23 protein-coding genes are annotated in these 25363 nt (G+C 70.2%); 4 read left to right on the forward strand and 19 right to left on the reverse strand.

Annotation, left to right across the window (positions count from 1 at the left end; genetic code table 11):
- The 4 genes from ACIBD9_RS30740 to ACIBD9_RS30755 all read right to left on the reverse strand — a co-directional run.
- Positions 1-364: ATP/GTP-binding protein (locus tag ACIBD9_RS30740; RefSeq protein ID WP_358130702.1), on the reverse strand; the 364-nt coding region annotated here is incomplete at its 3' end.
- A gap of 1 nt (position 365) precedes the next feature.
- Positions 366-743, reverse strand: coding sequence for a DUF742 domain-containing protein (locus ACIBD9_RS30745; protein WP_030329021.1), 378 nt, complete (start codon positions 741-743; stop codon positions 366-368).
- A gap of 99 nt (positions 744-842) precedes the next feature.
- Entirely contained in the window at positions 843-1247 is a 405-nt protein-coding gene (locus tag ACIBD9_RS30750; RefSeq protein ID WP_030329023.1) for a roadblock/LC7 domain-containing protein, read from the reverse strand.
- Positions 1244-4861: a nitrate- and nitrite sensing domain-containing protein gene (locus tag ACIBD9_RS30755; protein WP_396722898.1), complete on the reverse strand. Its 3618-nt coding sequence runs from the start codon at positions 4859-4861 to the stop codon at positions 1244-1246. The genes ACIBD9_RS30750 and ACIBD9_RS30755 overlap by 4 nt, the downstream gene beginning before the upstream one ends.
- A 502-nt stretch (positions 4862-5363) precedes the next feature.
- Here ACIBD9_RS30755 and ACIBD9_RS30760 point away from each other — a divergent pair.
- Positions 5364-5657, forward strand: a complete 294-nt coding sequence (locus ACIBD9_RS30760) for a hypothetical protein (protein ID WP_238410792.1) — start codon at positions 5364-5366, stop codon at positions 5655-5657.
- Positions 5658-5659: 2 nt separating this feature from the next.
- Here the strand turns inward: ACIBD9_RS30760 and ACIBD9_RS30765 are convergent, their stop codons facing one another.
- Positions 5660-6733 (reverse strand): adenosine deaminase, encoded by a 1074-nt coding sequence (locus ACIBD9_RS30765; RefSeq protein WP_387172356.1) that lies wholly within the window; start codon positions 6731-6733, stop codon positions 5660-5662.
- 97 nt (positions 6734-6830) lie between these two features.
- Here ACIBD9_RS30765 and ACIBD9_RS30770 point away from each other — a divergent pair, with 97 nt between their 5' ends.
- On the forward strand, positions 6831-7679 hold the full coding sequence (locus ACIBD9_RS30770; protein WP_396722964.1) for a putative RNA methyltransferase: 849 nt from the start codon (positions 6831-6833) through the stop codon (positions 7677-7679).
- 2 nt (positions 7680-7681) lie between these two features.
- Here the strand turns inward: ACIBD9_RS30770 and ACIBD9_RS30775 are convergent, their stop codons facing one another.
- From ACIBD9_RS30775 to ACIBD9_RS30785, 3 genes are all read right to left on the reverse strand, one after another.
- Positions 7682-8362: a DUF4272 domain-containing protein gene (locus tag ACIBD9_RS30775; RefSeq protein WP_396722900.1), complete on the reverse strand. Its 681-nt coding sequence runs from the start codon at positions 8360-8362 to the stop codon at positions 7682-7684.
- A 109-nt stretch (positions 8363-8471) separates the two neighbouring features.
- Positions 8472-9752 (reverse strand): thymidine phosphorylase, encoded by a 1281-nt coding sequence (locus ACIBD9_RS30780; protein WP_396722901.1) that lies wholly within the window; start codon positions 9750-9752, stop codon positions 8472-8474.
- A gap of 157 nt (positions 9753-9909) precedes the next feature.
- Positions 9910-10620, reverse strand: a complete 711-nt coding sequence (locus ACIBD9_RS30785) for a cytidine deaminase (RefSeq protein WP_396722902.1) — start codon at positions 10618-10620, stop codon at positions 9910-9912.
- An 89-nt stretch (positions 10621-10709) separates the two neighbouring features.
- Between ACIBD9_RS30785 and ACIBD9_RS30790 the strand changes: the two genes are divergently transcribed.
- Together ACIBD9_RS30790 and gap are read left to right on the forward strand one after the other, a co-directional pair.
- Positions 10710-11303, forward strand: coding sequence for a TetR/AcrR family transcriptional regulator (locus tag ACIBD9_RS30790; protein ID WP_396722904.1), 594 nt, complete (start codon positions 10710-10712; stop codon positions 11301-11303).
- A 4-nt stretch (positions 11304-11307) separates the two neighbouring features.
- Positions 11308-12318: a type I glyceraldehyde-3-phosphate dehydrogenase gene (gene gap / locus ACIBD9_RS30795; protein ID WP_396722906.1), complete on the forward strand. Its 1011-nt coding sequence runs from the start codon at positions 11308-11310 to the stop codon at positions 12316-12318.
- 105 nt (positions 12319-12423) lie between these two features.
- On the opposite strand, the gene ACIBD9_RS30800 is transcribed toward gap, so the two are convergent.
- The 11 genes from ACIBD9_RS30800 to ACIBD9_RS30850 all read right to left on the reverse strand — a co-directional run bounded on the left by ACIBD9_RS30800 (position 12424) and on the right by ACIBD9_RS30850 (position 25200).
- Positions 12424-13704 (reverse strand): ABC transporter permease, encoded by a 1281-nt coding sequence (locus ACIBD9_RS30800; RefSeq protein WP_396722908.1) that lies wholly within the window; start codon positions 13702-13704, stop codon positions 12424-12426.
- Between the two features lie 3 nt (positions 13705-13707).
- Positions 13708-15087 (reverse strand): ABC transporter permease, encoded by a 1380-nt coding sequence (locus ACIBD9_RS30805; protein ID WP_387172370.1) that lies wholly within the window; start codon positions 15085-15087, stop codon positions 13708-13710.
- Positions 15084-16745, reverse strand: coding sequence for an ABC transporter ATP-binding protein (locus tag ACIBD9_RS30810; protein ID WP_396722966.1), 1662 nt, complete (start codon positions 16743-16745; stop codon positions 15084-15086). Before ACIBD9_RS30810 ends, ACIBD9_RS30805 begins: the two co-directional genes overlap by 4 nt.
- Before the next feature lie 190 nt (positions 16746-16935).
- A complete protein-coding gene (locus ACIBD9_RS30815; protein ID WP_396722968.1) occupies positions 16936-18003 on the reverse strand; it encodes a BMP family protein in 1068 nt (355 codons plus the stop codon).
- Between the two features lie 276 nt (positions 18004-18279).
- On the reverse strand, positions 18280-18621 hold the full coding sequence (locus ACIBD9_RS30820; RefSeq protein WP_396722911.1) for a hypothetical protein: 342 nt from the start codon (positions 18619-18621) through the stop codon (positions 18280-18282).
- A gap of 69 nt (positions 18622-18690) precedes the next feature.
- The gene (locus ACIBD9_RS30825; protein ID WP_396722913.1) at positions 18691-20061 is read right to left on the reverse strand and encodes a hypothetical protein; all 1371 of its coding nucleotides are present in this window, start codon (positions 20059-20061) and stop codon (positions 18691-18693) included.
- 4 nt (positions 20062-20065) lie between these two features.
- Positions 20066-20476 (reverse strand): hypothetical protein, encoded by a 411-nt coding sequence (locus ACIBD9_RS30830; RefSeq protein WP_396722914.1) that lies wholly within the window; start codon positions 20474-20476, stop codon positions 20066-20068.
- Positions 20473-21195, reverse strand: coding sequence for a glycosyltransferase family 2 protein (locus ACIBD9_RS30835; protein ID WP_387172374.1), 723 nt, complete (start codon positions 21193-21195; stop codon positions 20473-20475). The genes ACIBD9_RS30830 and ACIBD9_RS30835 overlap by 4 nt, the downstream gene beginning before the upstream one ends.
- Positions 21196-21363: 168 nt before the next feature.
- Positions 21364-22257, reverse strand: coding sequence for a sugar ABC transporter permease (locus tag ACIBD9_RS30840; protein WP_396722916.1), 894 nt, complete (start codon positions 22255-22257; stop codon positions 21364-21366).
- A 52-nt stretch (positions 22258-22309) separates the two neighbouring features.
- Positions 22310-23953, reverse strand: a complete 1644-nt coding sequence (locus ACIBD9_RS30845) for an ABC transporter permease subunit (RefSeq protein ID WP_396722919.1) — start codon at positions 23951-23953, stop codon at positions 22310-22312.
- A complete protein-coding gene (locus tag ACIBD9_RS30850) occupies positions 23953-25200 on the reverse strand; it encodes an extracellular solute-binding protein (protein ID WP_387172379.1) in 1248 nt (415 codons plus the stop codon). The genes ACIBD9_RS30845 and ACIBD9_RS30850 overlap by 1 nt, the downstream gene beginning before the upstream one ends.
- Positions 25201-25363 lie beyond the last annotated feature (163 nt).

Here is a 25363-nt window from a genome sequence, read left to right on the forward strand (position 1 = left end):
CCGCGAAGCAGTCGGCCAGCCGGCGAGTGTCCACCAGCACGACCGCACCGATCGCACCCCGCACCAGTTCGTCCCACATGAACCAGAAACGGGTCTGACCCGGCGTACCGAACAGGTACAGGATCAGGTCACGGTCGATCGAGATCCGGCCGAAGTCCATGGCCACCGTGGTCGTCGTCTTGCCCGGCACCTGCCGGGTGTCGTCGACGCCCACGCCAGCGGAGGTCATGATGGCCTCGGTGGTCAGCGGCGTGATCTCCGAGACCGAGCCGACCAGCGTCGTCTTACCGACGCCGAATCCACCGGCGATAACGATCTTCGCCGACGTCACGCGGCCGCTCGGGTTCGGCGGGCGGTGCGACATGTCAGAGCCTGCGAAGTCCACTCAGCACCCTCTCCAGCAGTTCAGTGCCCACCGCGTCGTCGGAGTCGTCCAAAATGGTCGGCTCGTGGACCGCGACCAGGCCGTCCGTCGCCATGTCGGCGATGAGCACCCGGGCCACACCGAGCGGGAGCTGCATCCGCGCCGCGATCTCTGCGAGCGATTGCACGCGTCCGTCACACAGCGCGGCGATGTACTGGTGTTCGCGGCCCTGGCCGCCGTTGCCATTGGCAGCGGCCCGACCGCGCACCGTCGTCTCGACGAGCGCCTCCAGCGCGATGTCGAGCCGGGGACGGGTGCGACCACGGGTCACGGCGTATGGACGGACCAACGCTCCGGTTGGTTCGTCACGATCGGCCATCTCGCCGCTCACCTCCTTCGCACCCGTTACCGGCTCCCACCGGTGAAACCCGTCGTTGTCGTTGTTTCAGTAGTGCCGACCTCACGATCGGCGAAAACGTCAGCCCAGCATGCCCGCAGCCGCACGCGGCTGCGGGGTCAGCGCGTCGCCTACCCGGTCGACCAGCAGCGCCATCTCGTAGCCAACCTGGCCCACGTCGGAGCTGCGGGCGGCCAGCACGGCGAAGGACGAGCCGTCCGAGATGGACATCAGGAACAGGAAGCCATTGTCCATCTCCACGACGGTCTGCAACACCGCGCCTCCCTCGAAGCAGCGTGCTGCCCCCTGGGTCAGGCTGACCAGACCCGATGAGATCGCGGCGAGCTGGTCTGCCCGGTCGCGCGGCAGATCCCGTGACGACGCGAGGAGTAGGCCGTCGGCCGATACGGCGACCGCATGCGCGACGCCGGGCACCCGGTCGGCGAAGTTGGCCAGCAGCCAACCAAGATCCTGCGTAGTTGTCATCCTTCTTGCTCCTTCTGCCCGCTCCCGGCCACCGGGCCTGAGCCAGACTGCGAGGATTGCCCTCCCGGAGTCGCCTCCGGGTTGGTCGGGTTGTCCGAGGTGCTACGCCCTCGCTGCACGCCCCGGTGGTAGGCGGAGAGCAGGCCACGGACCGCCTCCGGGGAGCGCCGCTGGACCGAGGTGGTGGGCTTCTCCACCGCGCCGGGCACCAGCTGCGCCATCGGCTTGCGTTTCGGCAGACCGGTCGTGGTGGTCTCGCTCACCGGCACCGCGCCGGCCGCCGCGGAGGCAGCACGCCAGCCGTCGTCGGCAGCGGTCTGCCAGCCGTTGCTCTGCGGTTGCGACCGGCGGTTCGGCAGGCTCTCGGCGAGGCTCGGGCGGGTGCCCTCGTTCGCTGTGGAGCCGTTGTCCCGCGGCGCTCCTCCGGCCGTCGGAGTGTCTGCCATCGGTGTGTTACCTGTCGTCCCGGGTGGTGTCTTGTGGACTGCCCGACCGCTGGCCTCGACCGTGGCGAACTGCTGGGTCGCGGAGTCGCCGTTCGTCGCTGGCTGGGCGCCGGCCGCGGTCTCCTCGGAGCCCGGGCGACGGGTACGGAACCAGGCCGACTCAAGCTCCCGGAAGATCGGCAGCTCCATCGTCTCGTCCGCGTACCGCTGACGGTTCTGCGCCTGCGGCTGCTGCGGCGTCGGCCGGGTCTGCGGAGCCGGAGCCGGTGCCGCTGCCGGGGTCGGCGCTGGCGCCGGAGGCCGGGCTGCGGCCGGCTGCTCGCCGGGTCGCGGTACCCGAGGCAACTCCGTCGTCATGTCCAGGGCGGCGGCGAGCCGCTCGGGCACCGGCGGGGTGGCCGTGTCCCGGTCGCTGCCCGGCACTGGCGGCCAGGCCGGCGGTGCCGGGGCGCTGGCTGCCTGGGCGGGCGGGGCGGACCGGGGCGCGAACCCGCTGAACGACTGGCCCGAGGCGGGCGGCGCCGAGTACGGCTGGCCCGAGTAGGGCTGACCGGACGCGGGCGAGGCCGAGACCGGCGACGCCGACACCGGCGGACCGGCGTACGGCTGGCCGGAGGCCGGAGCGGCGGACACCGGCGCGCCGCCGTACGGCGCACCCGAGTAGGGCTGCCCGGAGTAGGGCTGGCCGGAAGCCGGCGAGGCGGAGACCGGATCGCCGGAGTAGGGCTGCGCGGAGACCGGCGGCGCCGAGTACGGGTGCGCCTCGGGGCTGCTCGGCAGCTGACGCGGAATGGACGGCTGCTGGCCGGTGGTGGGGCTCTCGTCCCCGGCCCGGCGCTGCGGCAGCGGGTCGATCCCCTGGCCGTTGGCCGACCGGGGGGTGAACCCGTCGCCGCCGTTGACGCCGTTCGTCCCGGCCGCGCCGGTCAGGTCGGACCAGGCCGGCATCGACCGGTACGCGCCACCGTTGGCGGGGGTGCCGGCGCCGTTGCGCGACGCGGGGTCGAACGGACGACCGCCCAGGGTGACCTGGTTGCCGGACTCGCTCGGGCGAGGGCCGTTGCCCAGCGCGGGCAGCGCGCCGAAGACCGGCGCGGGCCCACCGGACTGCGGACCACCGAACTGGGGAGCACCGGCCGCCGGCAGCGCCGGAGGCTGCTGCACCCGACCGGAGAGCGCCCGGGGCACCAGCACCGAGGTGGGCAGGGTCACGTCGGCGACCGTGCCGCGTTCGTTGCCAGGGCGCAGCTCGACCCGGACACCGTGCCGGGACGCCAGCCGGGCGACCACGACCAGGCCCATCATCCGGGAAACGGCCACGTCCACCTGCGGCGGCGTGGCGAGCCGCTCGTTGAGGTCGTGCAACTGCTCGGCGCTGATGCCGATGCCGCGGTCCTCGACGTACAGCGAGGAGCGGTCACCGACCCGGCGAGCCTCGACCATGACCTGCGAGTCGGGCGGGGAGAACGCGGTGGCGTTGTCGAACAGCTCCGCGACGAGGTGCACCAGGTCGTTGACCGCGTGCGCGGCGACCTCGATGTCGCGGTCGATGACCCCGAACTCGATCCGGGTGTAGTGCTCGACCTCGGACTGCGCGGCGCGCAGCACGTCGATGAGAGCGGCCGGCTCACGCTGCACACGGGTGGAGTCGGCACCGGCGAGCACCAGCAGGTTCTCGTCGTTACGGCGCATCCGGGTGGCCAGGTGGTCGAGCTGGAACAGCTCGGCGAGCCGGTCCGGGTCCTCTTCGCCGCGCTCCAGCCGGTCGAGGTGCCCGATGAGGCGGTCGACCAGGATCTGGGAACGGCGGGCCAGGTTGACGAACATGGTCGCGACGGAGGCGCGCAGTGCCGCCTGCTCGGCGGCCGTGCGGACGGCTTCCAGGTGGACGGCGTTGAACGCCTCGGTCACCTGGCCGAACTCGTCCTTGCTGCGAACCGGTAGCGGTTCGGCGATCTGGTTGGCCAACTGCACCGGGGAGAGCTGCCCGACGACCTGCGGGTCGCGCAGTCGGGCCACCGCCTGTGGCAGGCCGTACTGGGCGACGGAGAGCGCGCCCTGCCGCAGCTCACGGAGCGAGCGGGCCATCGAGCGGGCGACCAGGTACGCGAAGAGGATGGCGAGCAGCAGCATGCTGAGCAGCAGGCCGGTCTCCAGGAAGACCTGGCGCTGGACGTCCGAGCGGAGGGTGTCGGCCTGGTCGACCACTTCGCTGTCGAGCTTCCGCTCGACGGTGCGGATCAGCTTGGCGTTGGCCGTCATGGCGGCTTCCCACTGGTCCGGGCCGAACGGCGCACCGCGCATGTTGCCGGTGGTGTTGCCGTCGATCCAGCCGGTGTAGTTCTGTGCCTGCCGGCGGTCGCCGCCCGCGACCGTCTGGTCGTGGAACTTCGCGTCGTCCGGGGTGGCGACGGCCTTGAAGCTCTGCAGGGCCTGCTGCTGGCCGGTGTCACTGGCTACGTAGTCCCTGCGCAGTGCCGGGGTCAGGCGCTGTCCGCCCTTGACACCCAGCGCGCGGTGCACCACGACCCGGCGTACGGCGAGGAACTCCTTCTCCCGGGCGACCGCCGCGGCGGCGCGCATCCGGTCGCTGAGCTGGTTGTCACCGGCGAGCTGCGTGGACGAGTCGCGGATGGCGAGCAGGTCACTGATCAGACCCTCGTACGCCTGCACGGTCTCGGTGAGCGCGAGCTTTCCGTTGAACACCTGGCTGCGGACGCCGGACAGGTCCTGCAGGTTCTGGTCGATGCCGTCGAGCAGACTTTCCAGGCTGCTCGGCAGGTCCTCGATCTCGGTCCGCTGCTGCCGGTAGGGGATCGCGTCCTGGTCCACCCGGGAGTTCACCCGGTTGTAGGCCTCCTGGTACTGCGCCGTCGGCTGCGTCCCGTCCGCGCCCAGCAGCAGCACGGCGGCGGTCCGCTCGTCCTGCAGGCTGTCGACCAGGTCACCCGAATAGCTCGACAGATTCGCCAGGTCGCCAGCTCGGTTGGCATTGTTGAGCGTCTCCACGTGGTCGATAAGACCACTGGTGCCCACCACGACCGTGGCGATGGTCGGCACGATCATGATGAGACCGAGCTTGGACCAGATCGGCATGTCCCGGAGCCGGCTGGCCGGCCGGCGCAGCCGCGACAGGAAGGAGCCCGCCGTCTTTGGCCGTTTGCTCACGTCACCGCCCTCGCGATTACAGCTTGAACGCGTTGCCCCGGGCAACGCCCAGCGACCGACCCGGCGGGTCGGACCCCCGAGATTCCATCACGCCGCTCGACAAGAAGAAAGCCCAGGTTGTCCCCAACCGAAGGTGTGATGAGATGTTGATGCGATTTGATAGCAGTCTGTCTGGCCGGAGTAACTGAAGGTAATGAAACATCCGCACCGAGTTGTCCTACTGGCCGGCCCATCGGGCTCCGGAAAGTCGTACATAGCGCAGCAAACCGGCTTGCCGGTGCTCTGCTTGGACGACTTCTACAAAGACGGCGATGACCCTACGTTGCCGAGACGAAACGGCCAGGTGGATTGGGAATCGCCGCAGTCCTGGGACGCCCCCGGTGCGGTGGAAATCATTGCCCGACTTGCCCGCGAGGGCCGAGCCGATGTGCCGGTTTATGCGATCGGCGCGGATCGAAGGGTGACCACCCGGCCATTTGATGTCGCCGGATCGCCACTTTTCGTGGCCGAAGGGATCTTCGCCGCCGAGATCGTCGAGGAGTGCCGTCGCCGTGGCCTGCTCGCCGGGGCGTACGCGCTGCGCCGGCCTCGCGGGGCGACCTTCCTCCGCCGACTCGCCCGCGACCTGTCCGAGCAGCGCAAGGCACCCCGGGTGCTGATTCGGCGGGGCGTGGCGCTGCTGCGGGCCGAGCCCGCGGTGCTGCGTCGACAGATGGGTCTGGGGGCCGAGGCGGCCCGCGCCCGGGAGGTGCTGCGCCGGGTGGCCGGCCTGCTCGCCGGCCACCCACACGGCTGAACTCAGGCCAGCAACTTCGCGTACGCCGGCTTGATCACCTCATCGATGATCCGCAGCCGCTCGTCGAACGGGATGAAGGCGCTCTTCATCGCGTTGATGGTGAACCACTGCAACTCCTTCCAGCCGTAGCCGAAGGTCTCCACCAGCAGCGACATCTCCCGCGACATCGAGGTGCCGCTCATCAGCCGGTTGTCGGTGTTGACGGTCGCCCGGAAGCGCAGGTCCCGCAGCAGGCCGATCGGGTGGTCCGCGATCGAGGCGACCGCACCGGTCTGCACGTTCGACGAGGGGCACAGCTCCAGGGGGATCCGCTTGTCCCGGACGTACGCGGCCAGCCGGCCGAGCGAGCCGTCGGGGGCGATGTCGTCGACGATCCGCACCCCGTGGCCGAGCCGGTCCGCTCCGCACCACTGGATCGCCTGCCAGATCGACGGCAGCCCGAACGCCTCGCCAGCGTGGATGGTGAAGTGGAAGTTCTCCCGTTGCAGGTATTCGAAGGCGTCCAGGTGCCGGGTGGGCGGAAAGCCCGCCTCGGCGCCGGCGATGTCGAAGCCGACCACCCCGGCGTCCCGGTGCCGCACGGCCAGCTCGGCGATCTCCTGGGAGCGGGCGGCGTGCCGCATCGCGGTGAGCAGGGTGCCCACCCGGATGCTCAGGCCGGCCTCGACCGCCTGCGCGGTGCCCTCGGCGAACCCGGCCAGCACCGCCTCGACCACCTCGTCCAGGCTCAGGTCCCGTTCCAGGTGCTGCTCCGGGGCGAAGCGCACCTCGGCGTAGACCACTCCGTCGGCGGCCAGGTCCAGGGCGCACTCGCGGGCCACCCGACGCAGCGCGGGCGCGGTCTGCATGACCGCCACGGTGTGCGCGAACGTCTCGAGGTAGCGCTCCAGCGAGCCGGAGTCGGCCGCGTCCGCGAACCAGCGTCCGAGCGCCTCCGGGTCGGTGGTGGGCAGTTCGTGGCCCACCTCGGCGGCCAGGTCGACGATCGTCGCCGGCCGCAGCCCGCCGTCGAGGTGGTCGTGCAGCAGCGCCTTCGGGACCTTGACGATGTCCTCGTATCGGATAGTTGCGACCATGCTCAGACCCTAGTCAGCCAGCTCAGGCCCGCCGAGCCAGGCCACTAGGCTCGACGACATGGACGCGTTCCGTGGGTTGGACAAGCCGCGGCCTGACATGGACCCCCGGGTCCTCGACCGGCTGCGCTGCCCGGTCTGCGGCGAACCGCTTCGACAGGCCACCGACGTTCGGGCACTGCGCTGCCCACGGCGGCACAGCTTCGACATCGCGCGTCAGGGCTACGTGAACCTGCTCACCGGTCGGGCGCCGCACGTCGGTGACACCGCCGAGATGGTCGCCGCCCGTGCGGACTTCCAGGCCGCCGGGCACTACGACGTCATCTCGGGAGCGCTTGCCGACGCGGCGACGCGCGCCGGGGCGGGCTTCGGGGCGTACCCCCTGGTGGTGGATGCCGGCGCCGGCACCGGCCGGTACCTCGCCGCGGTGCTGGCGGCGCTGCCGGACGCCGTGGGGTTGGCCCTGGACGTGTCCAAGCCGGCGCTGCGCCGCGCGGCCCGCGCGCATCCCCGGGCCGCCGCCGCGCTCGCCGACACCTGGCAGCGGCTGCCGCTCGCGGACGCCTCGACCGCCGTGCTGCTGAACGTCTTCGCGCCGCGAAACGGCGCCGAGTTCCACCGGGTGCTCGATCCGGCCGGGACGCTGCTGGTGGTCACGCCGGACACCGACCATCTCGCCGAGTTGGTGGACGCCCTCGACCTGCTCCGGGTGGACCCGGACAAGGCCGACCGGGTGACCGACAGCCTCGGCGGGCACTTCACCCTGGTCAGCTCGGCGGCGCACCGGGTGGAGCTCGCCCTGAGCCGGGCGGAGGTCGCCACAGTGGTCGGGATGGGCCCGAGCGCCTGGCACACCGACCCGGACGCGCTCGCCGCCCGGCTGGCCGCCCTGCCCGAGCCGGTACGGGTGACGGTGGCGGTCCGGGTGGACGCGTACCGGCCCCGCTGAGCTCAGGTGGAGAGGTCGACCTCTTCCCAGCCGGGCGGCTCGTCGTGGTACGGCCCGCGCAGGATCACCGCCCACTCCAGCGCCCAACGCCGCTGCCCGATCGCGTTCGCGTCGACCAGGCCCGGCGCACGCCGGCCGCCGCGCTCGGTCTCCAGGTACGCCCAGTCCAGGCAGTAGTGCAGGTCGAGCAGGGCGGCCGCGTCGGCCGGGTGCTGCGGCGCCGTGAGGATCCGGGCTTGCCAGTGCGGGAAGGTCTCCCCCTCGGCGATGTGCGGCAGCCGCTCGACCAGCCGCTCGTCGACGGCGAGCGTCGGGTCGAGCTGCTTGCTCAGCCCGAGCACCCACGCCAGCGCGAAGAGCGCGTCGTGGTGCAGCACGAACGACCGGTGGTCGCCCTTGCCGCCCATCACGAACTGCCACTCCGGCGGGGTGACCATGTCGACCAGGTGCGAGCCGAGCAACCAGCTCATCGCCGCCTGCGGAGGCATCCCGAAACAGCGGGCCAGGATCAGGTGCAGCACCGCGATCCGCGCCTCGATCTCCACCGTCGGGCGCAGGTCGATCTGGTCACCCGGCTCCCAGACGAGGGGAAACTGGGCCGGCGGCAACGGCAGGCCGAGCCGGGACAGCTCGTCCAGGCTCGCCTCGCGCACCTCACGTGGGTCGGGGGCAGCAACGGTCACGGCGGATCTTCCTGTCTGCTCGCGCCGGCGCAAGGCCGGTTGTCCCCCCTTGGCCTGCGACAATAGCGCTCCCAGGTGACCGGCACCACGCCAGGGGACGCCGGATCGATCAGCCGATGCGTTCGATGACCAACGACGTCGCCGCCGGGGCCGTCGACGCGATCCGGACCGCCTCGGCGGCCTCTGTCAGCGCGGCCGGAATCCGCGACGCGTCCTCGGCACGCAGCTCGTAGAGCGGGTCACCGGCCCGTACCTCGTCACCCGGCCGCTTGTGCAACACCACACCGGCCGGCACGCTGACCGGGTCCTCCTTGCGCGCCCGACCCGCGCCGAGCCGCCACGCCGCAACCCCCATGGCGTACGCGTCGACGGCCGCGACGTATCCGTCCCGCTCGGCGCGGACCACCTCCACCTCGGCGGCCGTCGGCATGGGTGCGTCCGGGTCGCCGCCCTGCGCCCGGATCATCGCCCGCCAGGAGTCCATGGCCCGGCCATCGCGCAGGGCCGCCGCCGGATCGGCGTCCGGAAGGCCGGCGGCGTCGAGCATCTCCCGGGCCAGGGCGAGGGTCAGCTCCACCACGTCCGCCGGCCCGCCACCGGCCAGCACCTCGACCGACTCGGTCACCTCGACCGCGTTGCCGATCGCCAGGCCCAGCGGGGTGGACATGTCGGTGAGCAGCGCGACCGTCCGCACACCGTGCGCACCGCCCAGCTCGACCATGGTGCGCGCCAACTCCCGGGCCTGGTCGACGGACTTCATGAAGGCGCCCGAGCCGACCTTGACGTCGAGAACCAGCGCCCCGGTGCCCTCGGCGATCTTCTTACTCATGATCGAGCTGGCGATCAGCGGGATCGCCTCCACGGTGCCGGTCACGTCGCGCAGCGCGTACAGCTTGCGGTCGGCGGGGGCGAGCCCGGCACCGGCGGCGCAGATCACCGCACCGACCTCGTCCAACTGGGCGATGAACTCGTCGTTGCTCACCGTGGCCCGCCAGCCCGGGATGGACTCCAACTTGTCCAGCGTGCCGCCGGTGTGCCCGAGACCCCGGCCGCTCAGCTGCGGTACGGCCGCGCCACACGCCGCCACCAGCGGGGTGAGCGGCAGAGTGATCTTGTCGCCGACGCCGCCGGTGGAGTGCTTGTCGACAGTCGGCCGGCGTACCGCCGACAGGTCCAACCGCTCACCGCTGGCGATCATCGCGGCGGTCCACCGGGCGATCTCCGGCCCGGTCATGCCGTTGAGCAGGATCGCCATCGCCAACGCGGACATCTGCTCGTCGGCGACAACCCCCCGGGTGTACGAGTCGACCACCCAGTCGATCTGGGCGTCCGACAGCACACCCCCATCCCGCTTCGTCCGAATAACGTCAACAGCAGCAAACCCGCTCATCAAATGATCTTTCTTAGTCGGTTGGAGAAATCGTGCCCGACGGACGGCAGTGCCCACGACGGGGCCGGGGCCGACCGTGCCCGGCGGAGGGATCAAGCCTGACCGCCCGGAGCCGGGCGCGGTCGGCCCCGGCCCTCAACCGCAACCAATCCCAAGCTCAATCAGCAGCCCAGCGAACCGGGATCTCCAACGGCGGCTCACCCTCACCAGCCCAGAAGATGGTGCCGGTGGCGTCCACCACGACCACCCGGGGCGTCCGGGCCAGGCCCCAGGTGATCGCCTCGGCCGGGTCGTCCCAGCTCGGCGCCTCCTCCAGCACCCCGGTCTCGGCGCCGGCATCGTCTCCGGCCGACCGCTCCCAGTACGCCGTCCAGACCTGCTGACCCGCGGACATGTCCGGGTGCACGAAGACGGTGCCGCGCCCGCGCCAGGCGGCGAGCCGCTCCGGGACCACCGGCAGCGGCGTCTCACCGGTGACCGCCTCCAGGTCCTCCACGCCGAAGGCGTGCGGCAGCAGCTCGGCCATCCGCAGGGGCCGGGTCTTGCTCTCGATCAGGCAGTCCGGCCCGCCGTGTTCCCAGAGCAGCTGCCGGCAGCGGCCGCACGGCATCAACGGCTCGCCGGTCGCGTCGACGCAGGAGAGCGCGACGAGCCGACCGCCACCGGTGGCGTGCAGGCTGGACACGACCCCGCACTCGGCGCAGAGCGTCACCCCGTACGCGGCGTTCTCCACGTTGCAGCCGACCACCACGCGGCCGTCGTCGACCAGCGCGGCCGCGCCGACCGGGAACGTCGAGTACGGCGCGTACGCGTGCCGCATCGCGTCGGTGGCGGCGGCGCGCAGCCGCGCCCAGTCAATGTCGGTCATGCCACCATTCTGCCCAAGCAGCCCAGGTCAGGAGCGGGCAGGGCGGGGTCCACGGGCACTCTGTACCTACTGGTATGTACAGTGACGCCATGGACTCGCGACAACTACTGGTCGACACCATGAGCGAGCTCATGTGGGAGCGCGGCTACGCCGACACCAGCCCGCGTGACGTTCGCGAACGGTCCGGCGTGGGCCAGGGCAGCATGTACCACCACTTCCCGACCAAGCGGGATCTCGCGCTCGCCGCCCTTGAGCGCAACGTCGCCGATCTGCTGCCGGCGGCGTCCGAACTCGACGATCCGGGCGACCCGATGGCTCGGATCGAGGCATACCTGATGCGTCCCCGCGACGCACTCAAGGGCTGCAAGGTCGGCCGGATGACCCAGGACCCGCAGGTCCGCGAGGACCCGGTGCTGCTTGCCCCGGTGGCGCGCGCGTTCGCCCAGGTCCGCGTCCGCTGGGTCACGGTGCTTCGCGAGGCAGTTGCCGCTGGCGAACTGCGGGACGACCTCGACCCCGAGCAACTCGCCAGCACCCTGATGGCCGTCCTACAGGGCGGCTATGTGCTCGCGATCGCCCAGCAGGACCCGGGCCCGTTCGACGATGCCCGCGCCGGCGCCCTCAGCCTGCTCCGGGCGGCGGCACCAGCCGGGCTCGCCCACGAGAACGACAGGAGGAACTGAAGCCATGACGGTACGCATCGGCATCAACGGGTTCGGACGGATCGGGCGCACCTACCTGCGGGCAGCCCTGGCGAACAACGCCGACGTCGAGGTGGTCGCGGTGAACGACCTCACCGATGCCCGCACGCTGGCCACCCTGCTCGAGTGGGACTCGATCTCCGGCCATCTGGACGGCGTCGCCTTCGACGGCGACGCGATCGCCGTTCAGGGCACGCGCATGAGGGTCTTCGCGCAGTCCGACCCGGCCACCATCCCCTGGGGTGTCGTCGGCGTCGACGTCGTGATCGAGTCCACCGGCCACTTCGCGGATGGCGGCGCGGCGGCGGCCCACCTCAAGGGCGGCGCGAGGAAGGTGATCATCTCGGCGCCGGCCAAGGGGGACGTCCCCACGTTCGTGCTCGGGGTGAATGACGACCGGCTCGACCCGAACAGCCACGACGTCTTCTCCAACGGCTCCTGCACCACGAACTCGCTGGCGCCGCTCGCGAAGGTGCTCAACGACTCGTTCGGCATCGAGTCGGGACTGATGACGACGGTCCACGCCTACACGGGCGACCAGCGGCTCCACGACGCGCCACACTCCGACCTGCGCCGCGCCCGTGCGGCGGCTGTCTCGACGATCCCGACGTCGTCGGGCGCGGCGAAGGCGATCGGCAAGGTCATCCCGGAGCTCGACGGGCGTCTCACTGGCGCCGCTCTGCGCGTACCTGTCGCGACGGGCTCGATCACCGACCTGACCGTGGTCCTCCGCCAGAGCGCCGACGTCCGGGACGTCAACGCGGCCTTCCGCGAGGCGGCCGCATCCCCGGGGTTGCGGCGCTACCTGCAGTACTCAGAGGCGCCGCTGGTCTCGGCGGACATCGTTGGCAACCCCTACTCGTCGATCTTCGACGCGCCGCTGACCGAGGCCGTCGGCAACCAGGTCAAGGTGTTCGGCTGGTACGACAACGAGTGGGGCTTCTCCAACCGCCTCGTGGAGTTCTCCGAGCGGATCGGAGCGGCTGCGGCGGCCTGACGCCGAGGACCACCACGGCGTACCCGGGAAGTGTCTGGGTGGGTTTGGCGGGCGACCGCTGTGGTCGTGCCCGGCGGGACGTCCCGCCGGGCACGCCTGCGGGCATCAGCCCTTGATGTACGGCTTGCCGTCGGCGGCCGGTGCCCGGACCCGGCCGACCAGCCCGGCGACGGCCAGGATGGTCGCCAGGTAGGGCAGCATGGCCAGGAACTGGCTGGGGATGGAGCTGCTGATCGCGCCCAGGTAGGTGGCGAGCTGGTCGGCGAAACCGAAGAAGAGCGCGGCGAGGAGCGCGCCGGTCGGGTTCCACCGGCCGAAGATCAGCGCGGCCAGGGCGATGAAGCCCTTACCGCCGATCATGTTCTTGGTGAACGAGTAGAGCGCCAGCGTGTAGGACGCGCCACCGATGCCGGCGACCACGCCGGCCAGCAGCACGTTGCGGTAGCGGACCCGCAGCACCTTGACGCCGAGCGTGTCGGCGGCGATCGGGTGCTCGCCGACCGATCGGGTCCGCAGCCCCCACCGGGTACGGAACAGCCCGATGTGGATCACCAGCACCAGGAGCAGCCCGAGGTAGAGGAAGATGTTGCCGCGGAACAGCGCCGGCCCGAGCACCGGGATGTCCTTCAGCAGCGGGATCTCCCAGTTGCTGAAGCGGGGCGCGCTGTTGTACTTCTCGGCGTCGGTCTGCATCAGCCGCTCGTAGAGGAAGCCGGTGACGCCGACGGCCAGCAGGTTCAGCACGATGCCCATGACGACCTGGTCGACCAGGTAGCGGATGGCGAAGACGGCCAGCAGCAGCGAGATGAACGCGCCGCCGATGGCGGCGGCGACCAGGCCCACCCAGACGCTGCCGGAGATGCTGCCGAACAGGGCCCCGCTGAACGCGCCCATCAGCAGCTGGCCCTCGATGGCCACGTTGACGACACCGGAGCGTTCGCAGAGCACCCCGGCGAGCGCGCCGAAGATCAGCGGCAGGGCCAGGATGAACGTGCCCCGGATGATGTTGACCAGCGGCATGAAGTTCTGCCCGGCCGGCGCGGCGGAGACCTGCCAGCAGAGGAACGACAGCACGAAGGCGACCAGCCCGACGCCGAGCACGGGAAGGAACCACCGCTTCGGCACCCCGGCGAGCAGCGCCGCGCCGGCGGCGATCGTGATGATCCCGAACAGGATCGCCCCGATCGTGCCGTTGATCTCCAGTGCGGCGCCGGCCGCGTCGTCGCTGAGCGTGAACCGGGCCTGCTGGTCGGTGGCGAGCGCGCCGAAGAGCACCGCGGACAGCAGGCCGAGCCCCAGCAGCGTGAGGCCGACCTTGCGGCTGCGGGTCCAGAAGCCCTCGTCGACCGGGGCGACGGCGATGTCGGGGACAGCCATGGTGGACATGAGTTACCAGCCCTTCGCCAGGCTCGTCTGCAACCGGGCGGCACGTGCGGCCCGGAGCTGGAAGATCGCCTTCACCAGGGCCGGCGCGGCGATGAAGATGACGATCAGCGCCTGGAGCACGGTCACCAGCTCCAGCGAGATCCCGGAGTACGACTGCATCCGGTTACCACCGGCCTGCAGCGCCCCGAACAGCAACGCGGCGAGCAGCACCCCCCAGGGCTTCACCCGCCCCAGCAGCGCCACCAGGATGCCGTCGAAGCCGATCTGCGCGACCACCAGCGGGGTCAACGCGCTGGCGGTGGAGCCGAGCACCATGTTCGAGCCGCCGAGGCCGGCCAGGATGCCGGCGAACACCATGATCAGGATGTACGTCCGGGTGACGCTGATGCCGGCGGTCCGGGCGGCGTCCGGGTTGGCGCCGACCGCGCGCAGCTCGAAGCCGAGCGTCGAGCGGTTGAGCAGCCAGGCGACCGCCCAGGTGGCCAGCACGGCGAGCAGGATGCCGGCGTGCACCCGCAGGTTGTCTCCGAGCAGTCGGGGCAGCTGGGCGGAGCTGTCCACCGCCTTGCTGATCGCGTCGGTACGGGTCGGGTCCTGCACGCCGTTCTGCACGATCAACCAGGTGAGGAAGTACGTGGCGACGTAGTTGAGCATGATCGTGTTGATCACCTCGTGCGCGCCGGCCCGGGCCTTGAGAATGCCGGGGATGAAACCCCAGATCGCTCCACCCAGCGCGCCGGCCAGCACCGCCACCAGCAGGTGCAGGCCGGGCGGCAGCGGCAGCAGGAAGCCGGCCAGCGCCGCCATGATCACGCCGATGGTGGCCTGGCCCTGGGCGCCGATGTTGAACAGGCCGCCCCGGAAGGCCAGCGCCACCGACAGACCGGTGAAGACCAGCGGCGCCGCGTAGGTGAGCGTCTCCGAGATCGGCGCGAGCACGGCCTGCCAACCGTTGGCGCCGTCCAACCAACCGGAGAACGCCTCGGGGTCGAACACCGACCCCTTGAACAGGTTCGCGTACGCCTCGCTGACGAGCGTCCAGCTGGAGTTGATCGCGTCCGACGGGCGGGAGGTGATGTACGAGTAGGTGGAGAGAACCTCGGGATCAGAAATGATCATCAGCACCGCGCCGACCACGATCGCCAGCACCAGCGACAGCAGGGTCACCGTGAAGGTGTTGGCCGCCCAGAGGTTGTCCAGGAACAACCGGCCCAGGCTCGGCTTCGCCTCCGGCTCCCGGTCCGGCTTCGCCGTTGCCGCCGAGCGGTCCGGCTCGGTCGCCACCTCGGCCCGTTCGGTGTTGCCGAGCGCGTTCTGCGCGGCCTGCGCCTCGCTCACCGGCTCCTTGTCCGGCGAACCGGACTGCGGGTTGGGGTTGGTCATGCCTCGTCCTCGCTCGCGGAACCGTCGGCGCTCGCCGGGCTCCCGTCTGCCACGCCGGGCTTCTCGGCGGCGGGTGCCGCGTCGGGCTGATCGGCGGCGGGTGCCGCGTCGGGCTGATCGGCGGCGGGTGCCGTGACGGCGTCGTGGGCCGCGTCCGGGCTGATGCCGGCCATCAGCAGACCGATCTCCTCACGCGCGGTGTCCGGGCCGACGATGCCGATGATCCGGCCGCGGTACATCACCGCGATCCGGTCGGCCAACCCGATCACCTCGTCGAGTTCGCTGGAGACGACCATGACGGCGGTGCCGATGTCCCGTTCGCGGATGATCTGACTGTGGATGAACTCGATCGACCCGACGTCGACGCCACGGGTCGGCTGGGCGGCGATGAGGAGCTTCAGCGGCCGGGACAGCTCCCGGGCCACGATCACCTTCTGCTGGTTACCCCCGGAGAGGGTGCCCACCGCGGCGTCGGCCGATGAGGTACGGACGTCGAACTGCTCGATCCGTTCCTTCGCCGAGGCGGCGATCGCGTTCGGCTTCAGCGCGAGCCCGGCACCGAACGGCGGCCGGTCGTAGATGTCCAGCACCAGGTTCTCCGCGACGCTGAACTCCTTGACCAGGCCGTCCACGCTGCGGTCCTCGGGAACGTAGCCGACGCCCGCCCGGAGCACCTTCTTGGGCTTCCAGCCGTCGATCCGGTCGCCGGCCAGGCTGACCGTGCCGGCGAGCACCGGGCGCAGGCCCATGATCGCCTCGATCAGCTCGGTCTGACCGTTGCCCTGTACGCCCGCCACGCCGAGCACCTCGCCCGCGCGTACGGTCAGGTCGATGCCGTCGACCGCGCGGATCTGCCGGTCGTCGTCGACGACCAGCCCGGCCACCTCCAGCACCGGCTCGCCCGGCGTGGCCGGGGACTTGTCCACGGTGAGCCGGACGTTGCGTCCGACCATCAACGCGGCCAGTTCGTCCCGGCTGGCCTCCGGCGAGGCGGTGCCGACGGTCTTTCCGCGTCGGATCACGGTGATCCGGTCGGCGATGGCCTTGACCTCGCCGAGCTTGTGGGTGATGAAGACGATCGACTTTCCGGCCGCCTTGAGCGACCGCATGACCGTCAGCAACTCCTCGGTCTCCTGGGGGGTGAGCACCGCGGTCGGCTCGTCCAGGATGAGCAGGTCGACGTCGCGGGTGAGCGCCTTGACGATCTCGACTCGTTGCTGGACGCCGACCGGCAGGTCCTCGATCACCGCGTCCGGGTCGACCCGCAGGTTGTAGCGCTCGGACACCTCGGTGACCTCGCGTCGGGCCCGACGCCGGTCCAGGAAGCCGGCGATGCCACCCCGGACCTGCTCGGCGCCGAGCATGATGTTTTCGGCGACGGTGAAGACCGGCACCAGCATGAAGTGCTGGTGCACCATGCCGATCCCGGCCCCGATCGCGTCGGACGGGCCCTTCAGCTTCAGCGGCTTGCCGTCGACCAGGATCTCGCCCTCGTCGGGCTGGTAGAGCCCGTAGAGCACGTTCATCAGGGTCGACTTGCCCGCGCCGTTCTCGCCGAGGAGGGCGTGAATCTCTCCAGGCTCCACCGTCAGGTCGATGTGATCGTTGGCGACCAGATCACCGAACCGCTTGGTGATGCCGCGCAGTTCGAGTCTCAGCGCAACCTCCTGGAGTGCGAGCGATGGTGCAGCCTAGCTGCCGTGGAACCGGCCGGATCGGACCGGCCGCCATGGTGCGCGATCGGCCGCTCCGACCCCGCTGGGTATCCGCGGAGCCGGAGCGGCCGATCGGTCGTACCTGTCCCCCGCCGACCTCACCGATGATCTCACCGGAGGGGCCGGCCGGTTGTCACTTGGTCGGCTGGGCCTTCGAGGTGACGGTGATGGTGCCGGCGGCGATGTCCGCCTTGATCTTGTCGACCTCGGCCTTCAGCTCGGCCGGGACCTTGCTGTCGAAGTCGTGGTACGGGGCGATCGAGACACCGTTGTTGGCCAGGGTGCCGACGAAGCCCGGCTTGGCCGGCAGCTTGTCACCGGCGGCGGCCTTGATCACGGCCTCCTTGACGGCATCCGGGATGTTCTTGACCACGGTGGTCACGATCGCGGAGCAGTCCGGGGTGCTCTCGCAGCCGTCGACGTCCACCCAGATGGTGCTGTACTTGCCACCCGACGCCTTGGCCGCGGCGGTGGTGCCGAGGCCGGAGCCGCCGGCGACCGGCATGATGATGTCCGCGCCCTGGGCGACCAGCGCGTCGGAGACCTTCTTGCCCTCGTCCTGCTTGGCGAAGTCGTTGGTGAAGGAGCCCTTCTGGGTCTCCTTGTTCCAACCCAGCGCCTGGACGTTCTTGCCCTTGGTGGTGTTGTAGTACTTCACACCGTCGACGAAGCCGTCCATGAAGATGGTGACCGGCGGGATCGGCAGACCGCCGTAGGTGCCCACCTTGCCGCTCTTGCTCATCCCGGCCGCCAGGTAACCGGCCTGGAACGCGGCCTGGGCGGTGTCGAACTGCATCGGGTAGATGTTGTCCAGACCCGGGTTGGAGTCGACGATGCCGAACTCCTGGTTCGGGTTCGCAGCCGCGATCTTCTTGGTGGCGTTGGCCATCAGGCCACCGACCGCCAGGATGAAGTTGCACTTCTGGTTGACGTACTGCGTCAGGTTCGGCTCGTAGTCGGCCTCCGCCTTCGACGCGACGAACTTGATGTCGATGTTGTCGTTGGCGGCCTTGGCCTCCTGCAGACCCTTCCAGGCCGAGGTGTTGAACGACTTGTCGTCGATGCCGCCGACGTCGGTCACCATGCAGGCGCTGAACTTCTTGGCGCCACTGCCGGCGTTGTTGTCATCCTTGGGGGCCTCGCCACAAGCGGCGGCGGTGAGCGCGAGCCCACCCACCGCGAAGATCGAGGCGATCCGCATCCCACGCACCGAGCGCAAGACGTCTCCTTCCCATTGCACACCGCGCCTAGTGCGGTGGCAGCCCATCAGCCGACCTGCGGTATGCCGCCGGCTGTCCCACGTTACGGACGGGAGCGTACGCCCGCGCCCACCCACCGGCCGACAATCGTGCACGACTGTTGAGCGCCTGTTACCCGGGTGTAACCCTTGCGTGGGGCAAGTCACTCTTCGTGCTGGTAACCGAGCGCCGTGGCGTCCGCAACGTCCGTTTTCTGGAGGCGTTTCCCTCCTCGGACGTTACCGCCAAAAGACCGCGACCGCCGCGTTGACCAGGGTCAGACCGATGATCGCGAGGAAATGACCACGGTTGACCATGTCCCGCTTCCGGGAGAAGAAGACCATGACGAAGATCAGCAGCCCGATCACCAACTTTGTCACAAGTTTTGCCGGTGCCGGCTCGTCGCCGTCGCGCAGGGGGGCGGACAGGCCCAGCCCGGTCAGCACCTGGATCACCGAGCCCCACAACATGGCCGGGTTGATCCGCAGCCGGCCGCTGGCGTACTGGGCGATCGAGCCACCGAGCAGCAGGGCGAACCCGATCAGATGGACGTAGAGGAGGATGAGTCTGAGAGCTTCCACGCTCGCCATACTTCCCTATGAACGACGGATCGTAGTAGTGGGAACCGCCGACAAACGCGAATCAGTCGATCAACCGGTCGCTGTCGGGGCGGCGCGCGACAGGGCCGGCTCGTGCGGCTGGTCGAGCACCGGTCGCGACTCCGCCCGATCGTCACCGCCGAACGCGACGGCGACCCACCCGGCGAGGCTCACCGCCGACAGGAGCGTCACCGGCAGCGTCACCCGTTGCACCGAGGTCGCCAACCACCACTCGATGTCGTTCGGGCCGGACAGGTAGGTCCCGACAAGGACGGCCAGGTAGTAGCCGTTGGCCGCCCACAGCCAGCCGTCCGCTGCCAGCCCGGTCGCACGGCGTCGCCCGCGCAGGAACAGGGTGCCGAGCAGCGCCACCACCGCGGCACCCACCAGCAGCAGACCGACCACGTCCCACAACGCCACGATGGTGAGCTGGAACCGCTCCATCACCGGCGCAGTCCGGTCACCCGAGGCGCCTTCGGTGATGTCCGACTGGGCGTCCAGCAGGCGGGCCAACACCGCCCAGGCGCCCCCGGCCAGCACCGGCAGCCAGACCAGCGCGGCTCGCCGCAGGTCGGCGCGGGCCCGCACGGTGACCAGCAGGGCGAGGCCCACGACGGCGATCAGCCCCTCGTTCTTGCTGAGCGCCGCGACGGTCAGCAACAACAGCGGCAACAGGGGCCGGCGCAGCGGATCCGCACCGAGCAGCAGGGCCACCACCGCGCCGGCGAAGGCGGCGGACCAGAGCGCGTCGGCGAGCCCGCCGGTCACCGCGTACTCGACGTTCGACCAGGTGGCCAGGCCCACCGCGATGGCCAGCGCCCAGGCCACCCGCGCGGACACCCGGCCCAGCGCCCGCCGGACCAGGTAGACCAGCATCGCGATCGCGGAGACGGTGACCAGCGCGCCAACGAGCTGGGCGGTACGGAAGTCCGGCTCGACGACGCTCCACACGGCAGCGATCGGCGCGGAGGCGAAGGGCGGGTAGTCGGTGTGCGAGAAGACGAAGGCGGGGCTGCCGATCGTCGTCCGCGCGTACTCGCTCCCGTTGGCGAAGTAGCCGGCGTGCAGCCACCAGATGGAGTGCGCGTCCCACTGGTAGGGCGGTTCGAAGATCATGAAGCACGGCGGTAGCAGTGGCAGCGCGATCAGCAGCGCGTGCGACCACCCTCCGTACGGCACCGGCTCGCCGGGGCGGCGCAACAGCCACCAGGCGCAGCCCACTCCGGCGGCCACCACCAGGGCGATCCAGAGCGGCAGCGGACCGCCGACGACCAGCATCAGGAGCACCGCGACCGTGCTCAGCAGCGCCGCCACCAGGGGCGCGAGGAGCAGGGCGAGAAAGGGACTGCGCAGGATCGCGAAGGCCAGCGGGAAACCGGCGACGAGGAGGGCGAGTACGGCGAGGATCGGGGTGACATCCATGTCGTCAGTCGCCCTTCCGGACGACCAGCCGTACGCCGGCGCTGGTCGGCCGCTTCCGCTGCACCGCGGCGACGCCCACCGAGTAGTCCCGCGGCGCCCCCTGGACGACGACACACCCGCGCAGCGCGGCGAGCTCACTCAACCGCTGGTGCCACAGGCCCTTGTTGGTCCGGGCGGGAGTGAGCGAGATCCGGCTGCCCGGCGGCACCTGCTCGACGAACTGACGCCAGAGCGTCTCCAGGTCCACCTGGTGCTGGGTTGCCGGGAGGTCGTGTTCCCGGTCACTCATCAGGGCGATGCCGCGGCCGGTCGCCTGCACGGCGCCCTGAGCCGTCAGGAGTAGACAGCCCACCCCGACGAGGGCCACGACGATCCGGACGATGGTGGTCTGGTCCGGGCGCCTCGTGGTCGTCATCGGTCAGCGAGCGTCTTGGCGGGAACGACGCCGGGACGACGGCGGGCCCGTTCCCGGCCCAGGATCCACAACGCCTCCACCCCGTCCCGCCAGGTGATCTTCTTGCCCTCGGCACGGCCCCGCGCCCGGTAGGCGATCGGCACGTCGTAGGGGCGGATCCGCCGCCGCAGCAGTTTGCCCGTCACCTCGGCCTCCATGCCGAACCCGCGGGACCGGATGTCCAGCGATCGGTACAGCTCCACCGGCATCAGTTTGAAGCACGTCTCCAGGTCGCCGATGTAGGAGTTGAACAAGACGTTCGCCGCCGTGGTGACTCCCCGGTTTCCGACCACGTACCAGAAGCTGTAGGCGCTGTGGCTGCCGAAGGTGCGGTTGCCGTAGACGACGGTCGCGTTCCCCTCCAGCACCGGCGCCAACAGCTTCGGGATGTCCTGTGGGTCGTACTCCAGGTCGGCGTCCAGGATCACCATGTACTCGCCCCGGGCGTTGTCCACGGCCGTCTTGATCGCCGCGCCCTTGCCCGCGTTGCGGGGGTGCGTCACGACCCGCAGCCGCGCGTCATCCATTCGACCGAGGATCTCGGCGGTCTCGTCCGTACTGCCGTCGTCGACCACCACGATCTCGATCTCACACGGGTACTGCACGGCGAGGGCCTGCTTCAGGGCCTCCGCGACGCGTTCCGCTTCGTTGTAGACCGGCATCAAGATCGACAGTTGCACGAAAGTCTCCCCGGGAACAGCACCGGACGGCGGATGAAGGGCGGCGGGCCACCAGCGGCTAGTGAAGCAGGCCCGCCACACGTTCGCTGACCCGCTCTCGCTGAGCGGCATCGGCGCGGTGCCGAAGCACCCTACCTCGCGCCACCGGAGACCGGCCGTACCGCGGTCTCAGCCCTTGACGGCTCCCGAGGTCAGCCCGGAGACGATGTAGCGCTGGAGGAACTGGAAGACCAGCACCGTCGGGATCGCGGTCAGCAGGGTGCCGGCCGCGAAGATGCCGAAGTTGTTGTTGCGCTCGTTGCCCTCCAACAGGCCGTACATCCCCACCGCCAGGGTCTTGGAGTCGGTACTGGTGAGGAAGACGTTGGCCATCAGGAACTCGTTGATGGTGCCGATGAAGGCCAACAGCCCGGCGACCGCCAGGATCGGCGCCACCAGCGGCAGCATGATCCGGAAGAAGACCTGGGCGTGCGAGGCACCGTCCATGGTCGCCGACTCGTCCAACTCCCGCGGCAGCGTGTCGAAGAAACCCTTCATCAACCAGGTGTTCACGCCGAGCGCGCCACCCAGGTAGAGCAGAAGGAGGCCCCAGGGTGTGTTGAAGCCGATCGACGGCCACAGGTCGGTGATCGTGCCGAAGATGAGGTAGATCGCCACGATCGCCAGGAACTGCGGAAACATCTGGATCAGGAGCAGCGAGAGCAGCCCCACCCGGCGGCCGCGGAACCGCATCCGGGAGAAGGCGTACGCGGCGAGCGCCGAGAGGAACACCGACGCGAACGACGCCAACCCGGCGATCAGCAGCGAGTTGAGGAACCACCGCCCGAAGGCGGTCCGCTCGAACAGCCCACCGAAGTTGCCGAGGGACACCCCGCCGGTCGGCACCAACTCGGTGGTGGACAACGTGCCGAGCGGGTTGAGCGCGGCGGAGAGCACGAACACGATCGGGAACAGGCTGAACAGCACGCCGAGCAGGGCCACCAGATGCCGCCAGCCGACCTGGGCGAACCAGCGGTGACGCCGCCGACCGGTCCGGTTGAGTTTGCGGTCGACCACGCTCACGCGAGCCACCTTTCGTTCGCGACTGCGGGGCTCGCAAGCTCACTCCTCGCGCTCACGCGTACACCTCTTCCTGTTTGCGGGTCCGCCGGAAGCTGATCGCGGAAACCACCGCGACGATGGCGAAGATGAACAGCGAGATCGCGGCGGCGAAGCCGAACTGCGCGCCCTGCCCGCCGAAGGCCAGCCGATAGGTGTACGTGATGAGCAGGTCGGTGGCACCGTTGGCCGGGTTGTCGGCCGGGAAGGGCGCACCCTCGGTGGTCAGGTAGATCGCGTTGAAGTTGTTGAAGTTGAACGCGAACGACGAGATCAGCAGCGGCGAGAGCGCGACCAGCAGCAGCGGCAGGGTGACCGCCCGGAAGGACTGCCAGGGCGAGGCCCCGTCGACCGCGGTCGCCTCGGTCAGCTCGCGCGGGATGGCCTGCAACGCGCCGGTGGCGACCAGGAACATGTACGGGTAGCCGAGCCAGAGCTGCACCAGGATGACCGCGAAGCGGGCCGTCCACGCCTGCCCGAACCAGTCCACATTCACCCCGAACATATTGTTGATCAGTCCGAAGTCGGCGTTGAACATGTCCCGCCAGGCGAGCAGCATCGCGAACGACGGCATGGCGTACGGCAGGACGAGCACCACCCGGTACAGGTTCGTGCCGCGCATCCGGGGCGAGTGCAGGACCAGGGCGATCAGCATGCCGAGCAGGAACGTTCCTCCGGTGGAGCCGATGGCGAAGGCGAAGTTCCAGATGAGACTGCCCAGGAACGGGCCGGAGATGTTCTCGTCGGTGAGCACCCGGGTGAAGTTGGTGAGCCCGACGTTGACCTTCCAGCCCTGGGCCAACCGCTCACCGTCGGCGGCGACGAAGGCGCCCGCCCCGTCGTCGGCGGTCCAGGTCCGCCCGGTCTCGGCGTCCCGGACACAGTCGCAGCCTGGCTCGTACGCCCGCACCGCCTTGCCCTCGTACGCCCGGGACAGGCCGCTGGAGCGCACCGCGCCGCCCGGGGTGGGCACCACCAGGTCGGTGATCTCCTTGCTGCGGGAGCTGGCCTGGCCGACGGTCAGCACGGTGTACCCGTCGGCGGCGGTGACCCGGCCACCGGTGGCGACGGTGACGTCGGTGGGGTCGAGTCGGCGCAGCCCGTCGGTGTCGCCGACGGAGACCGTGCCGGTGCCCGGATCGGTGACCAGGAAGACCAGCGCACCGGTGGCCGGGTCGCCCATGGTGGCGATGGACAGGGCGTACTCGGCGGACCCGGGCACCTGGGTGACCGACGAGGACGCGATGGCGACGACCGCGTCGTCCTTGCTGCCCCGGTGCCCGTCGCCGAAGTTGGTGAAGGCGGTGCTGGCGGTGTACAGCACCGGGAAGACCTGGAAGGCGATCAGGAACAGGGTTCCCGGGACCAGGTACTTGGCCGGGATGTGCCGACGGGTGAGGTACAGGTAGAACAGTCCGGCGGTGGACGCCGCCAGCAGCGCCAGGCCGGCCCACATTCCGGATGCGACGAGCGGGAACGCCGCCCAGACCGCGACACCGGCGGTCAGGCCGAGCAGGAGCACCTTGCCGGCGAGCCCGGTCAGGGTGATCGGTGCGTCGTCGCGGGTACGCGACGGACGGGAGCGCGCGGGGTGGGAGCCGTCGGGCTCCCGGCCCGGGGCCTGCGTGGCAGACCCCGGGCCGGACAGCGGCGTACTCATTACTTGATCTGGCCGGAGATGGTCTTGCCGGCCGCGGTGATGGTGCTGGTCGGGTCGGCCCCACCGATGACGGCGGCCTCGGCCTTGCCGAACGGGTCCCAGATCGCGGCCATCGCCGGGATGGCCGGGAGCACCTGCCCGTTCCTGCCCGCCTCCTGGAACTTGGCCAGGTCCGGGTCGGTGCCCTTGACCTGGTCGAGGGCGGCGGTCAGCGCCGGCGGCCGGGGCTCGGCGTTGTACAGCGCGACGGCCAGCTCGGGCGTGGTGGTGTAGTTGGCCACGAACTCCTGGGCCAGCGCCTTGTTCTTGCCCTTGGCGGCGACGTAGAACGCCTGCACACCCACGAACGGCTGGGCTTCCTTGCCGCCGGCGAAGCCGGGGATCGCCGAGATGTCGTACTTGATGTTGGCCTTCTTGACGTCGGCCACGGCCCACGGTCCGGAGACCAGGTACGCGCACTTCTTGCCGGTGAAGGTGGCGATCGAGTTGGTGTCCGCGATGGAGCGCTTGAGCACCCCCGCGCCCTTCTCGCCGAGCGCGCCGATCTTCTTGAAGGCCTCGACCGACTCGGGCTTGCCGACGCCCAGGTCCTTCGGGTCGTAGTCGCCGTTGGCGCCGGTCCCGAAGAGGTAACCGCCGGCCGAGGTGTAGAGCGGGTAGATGTGGTACGCGTCGCCGTTCTGGCCGACCTGGAGGCAGAGCGTCTCGGTGGCCTTCTTCGACGCCTTGAGCGCCCGGCCGTTGGCGACCAGGTCCTCGATGGTCTTCGGCGCCTCCGGGGCCAGCTCGGTGTTGCGGATCAGCGCCAGGTTCTCCTGCGCGTACGGCACGCCGTAGAGCTGACCGTTGAAGGTGACCGCCTTGATGGCGGTCGGGTTGAAGGCGCTCTTCTGCTCGGCGGCGAGCTGCACCGGGTCGATGGCGCCGTTCTGCACCAGGTTGCCGATCCAGTCGTGTGCGCCGACCACCACGTCCGGGCCGCTGCCCTGCTGGGACGCGGTGACGAAGTTGGTCTGCAGGTCCTTGCTGACGGCCTGGACCTCGACGCTGACGCCGTTCTCCTGGCCGAACTTCTCGGCGAACGGCTTGAGGGCGGCGGTCCGCTTGTCGTCCGCCCAGATCACCAGTTTGCCGCCGGCGGCCTTGGGGGTGTCCTTCGCGGCCGGCTCGTCGCTGTCGCCACCGCAGCCCGAGGCGGCGAGCGCCAGGGCGAAGAGGGCGACCACACCCGCGGTACGGATGCGCATCGGTGCTCCTGTCGTCATGGCGGGTCCGCCCGGGGGAAGGGCGGCCCGCCAGTGGAAACGTCTGGAAGTTCTTGCCAACCGGCGCATGGATGTGCGCCGCTGCTCTCGCATGTTGCCGGGACGTTAGCAAGACGTTGCAAGTAATGGAAGGGCTTGCAGAGCA

Source organism: Micromonospora sp. NPDC050784 (assembly GCF_044456765.1).
Lineage (GTDB): Bacteria > Actinomycetota > Actinomycetes > Mycobacteriales > Micromonosporaceae > Micromonospora > Micromonospora foliorum.

What these genes read in the sequence shown, in the direction of transcription:
- ACIBD9_RS30745 (WP_030329021.1), bottom strand. Translation starts at nt 743, where the DNA reads ATGGCCGATCGTGACGAACCAACCGGAGCGTTGGTCCGTCCATACGCC.
- ACIBD9_RS30750 (WP_030329023.1), bottom strand. Translation starts at nt 1,247, where the DNA reads ATGACAACTACGCAGGATCTTGGTTGGCTGCTGGCCAACTTCGCCGAC.
- ACIBD9_RS30765 (WP_387172356.1), bottom strand. Translation starts at nt 6,733, where the DNA reads ATGGTCGCAACTATCCGATACGAGGACATCGTCAAGGTCCCGAAGGCG.
- ACIBD9_RS30770 (WP_396722964.1), top strand. Translation starts at nt 6,831, where the DNA reads ATGGACCCCCGGGTCCTCGACCGGCTGCGCTGCCCGGTCTGCGGCGAA.
- ACIBD9_RS30780 (WP_396722901.1), bottom strand. Translation starts at nt 9,752, where the DNA reads ATGAGCGGGTTTGCTGCTGTTGACGTTATTCGGACGAAGCGGGATGGG.
- ACIBD9_RS30785 (WP_396722902.1), bottom strand. Translation starts at nt 10,620, where the DNA reads ATGACCGACATTGACTGGGCGCGGCTGCGCGCCGCCGCCACCGACGCG.
- ACIBD9_RS30790 (WP_396722904.1), top strand. Translation starts at nt 10,710, where the DNA reads ATGGACTCGCGACAACTACTGGTCGACACCATGAGCGAGCTCATGTGG.
- gap (WP_396722906.1), top strand. Translation starts at nt 11,308, where the DNA reads ATGACGGTACGCATCGGCATCAACGGGTTCGGACGGATCGGGCGCACC.
- ACIBD9_RS30800 (WP_396722908.1), bottom strand. Translation starts at nt 13,704, where the DNA reads ATGTCCACCATGGCTGTCCCCGACATCGCCGTCGCCCCGGTCGACGAG.
- ACIBD9_RS30805 (WP_387172370.1), bottom strand. Translation starts at nt 15,087, where the DNA reads ATGACCAACCCCAACCCGCAGTCCGGTTCGCCGGACAAGGAGCCGGTG.
- ACIBD9_RS30815 (WP_396722968.1), bottom strand. Translation starts at nt 18,003, where the DNA reads ATGCGGATCGCCTCGATCTTCGCGGTGGGTGGGCTCGCGCTCACCGCC.
- ACIBD9_RS30825 (WP_396722913.1), bottom strand. Translation starts at nt 20,061, where the DNA reads ATGGATGTCACCCCGATCCTCGCCGTACTCGCCCTCCTCGTCGCCGGT.
- ACIBD9_RS30830 (WP_396722914.1), bottom strand. Translation starts at nt 20,476, where the DNA reads ATGACGACCACGAGGCGCCCGGACCAGACCACCATCGTCCGGATCGTC.
- ACIBD9_RS30845 (WP_396722919.1), bottom strand. Translation starts at nt 23,953, where the DNA reads ATGAGTACGCCGCTGTCCGGCCCGGGGTCTGCCACGCAGGCCCCGGGC.
- ACIBD9_RS30850 (WP_387172379.1), bottom strand. Translation starts at nt 25,200, where the DNA reads ATGCGCATCCGTACCGCGGGTGTGGTCGCCCTCTTCGCCCTGGCGCTC.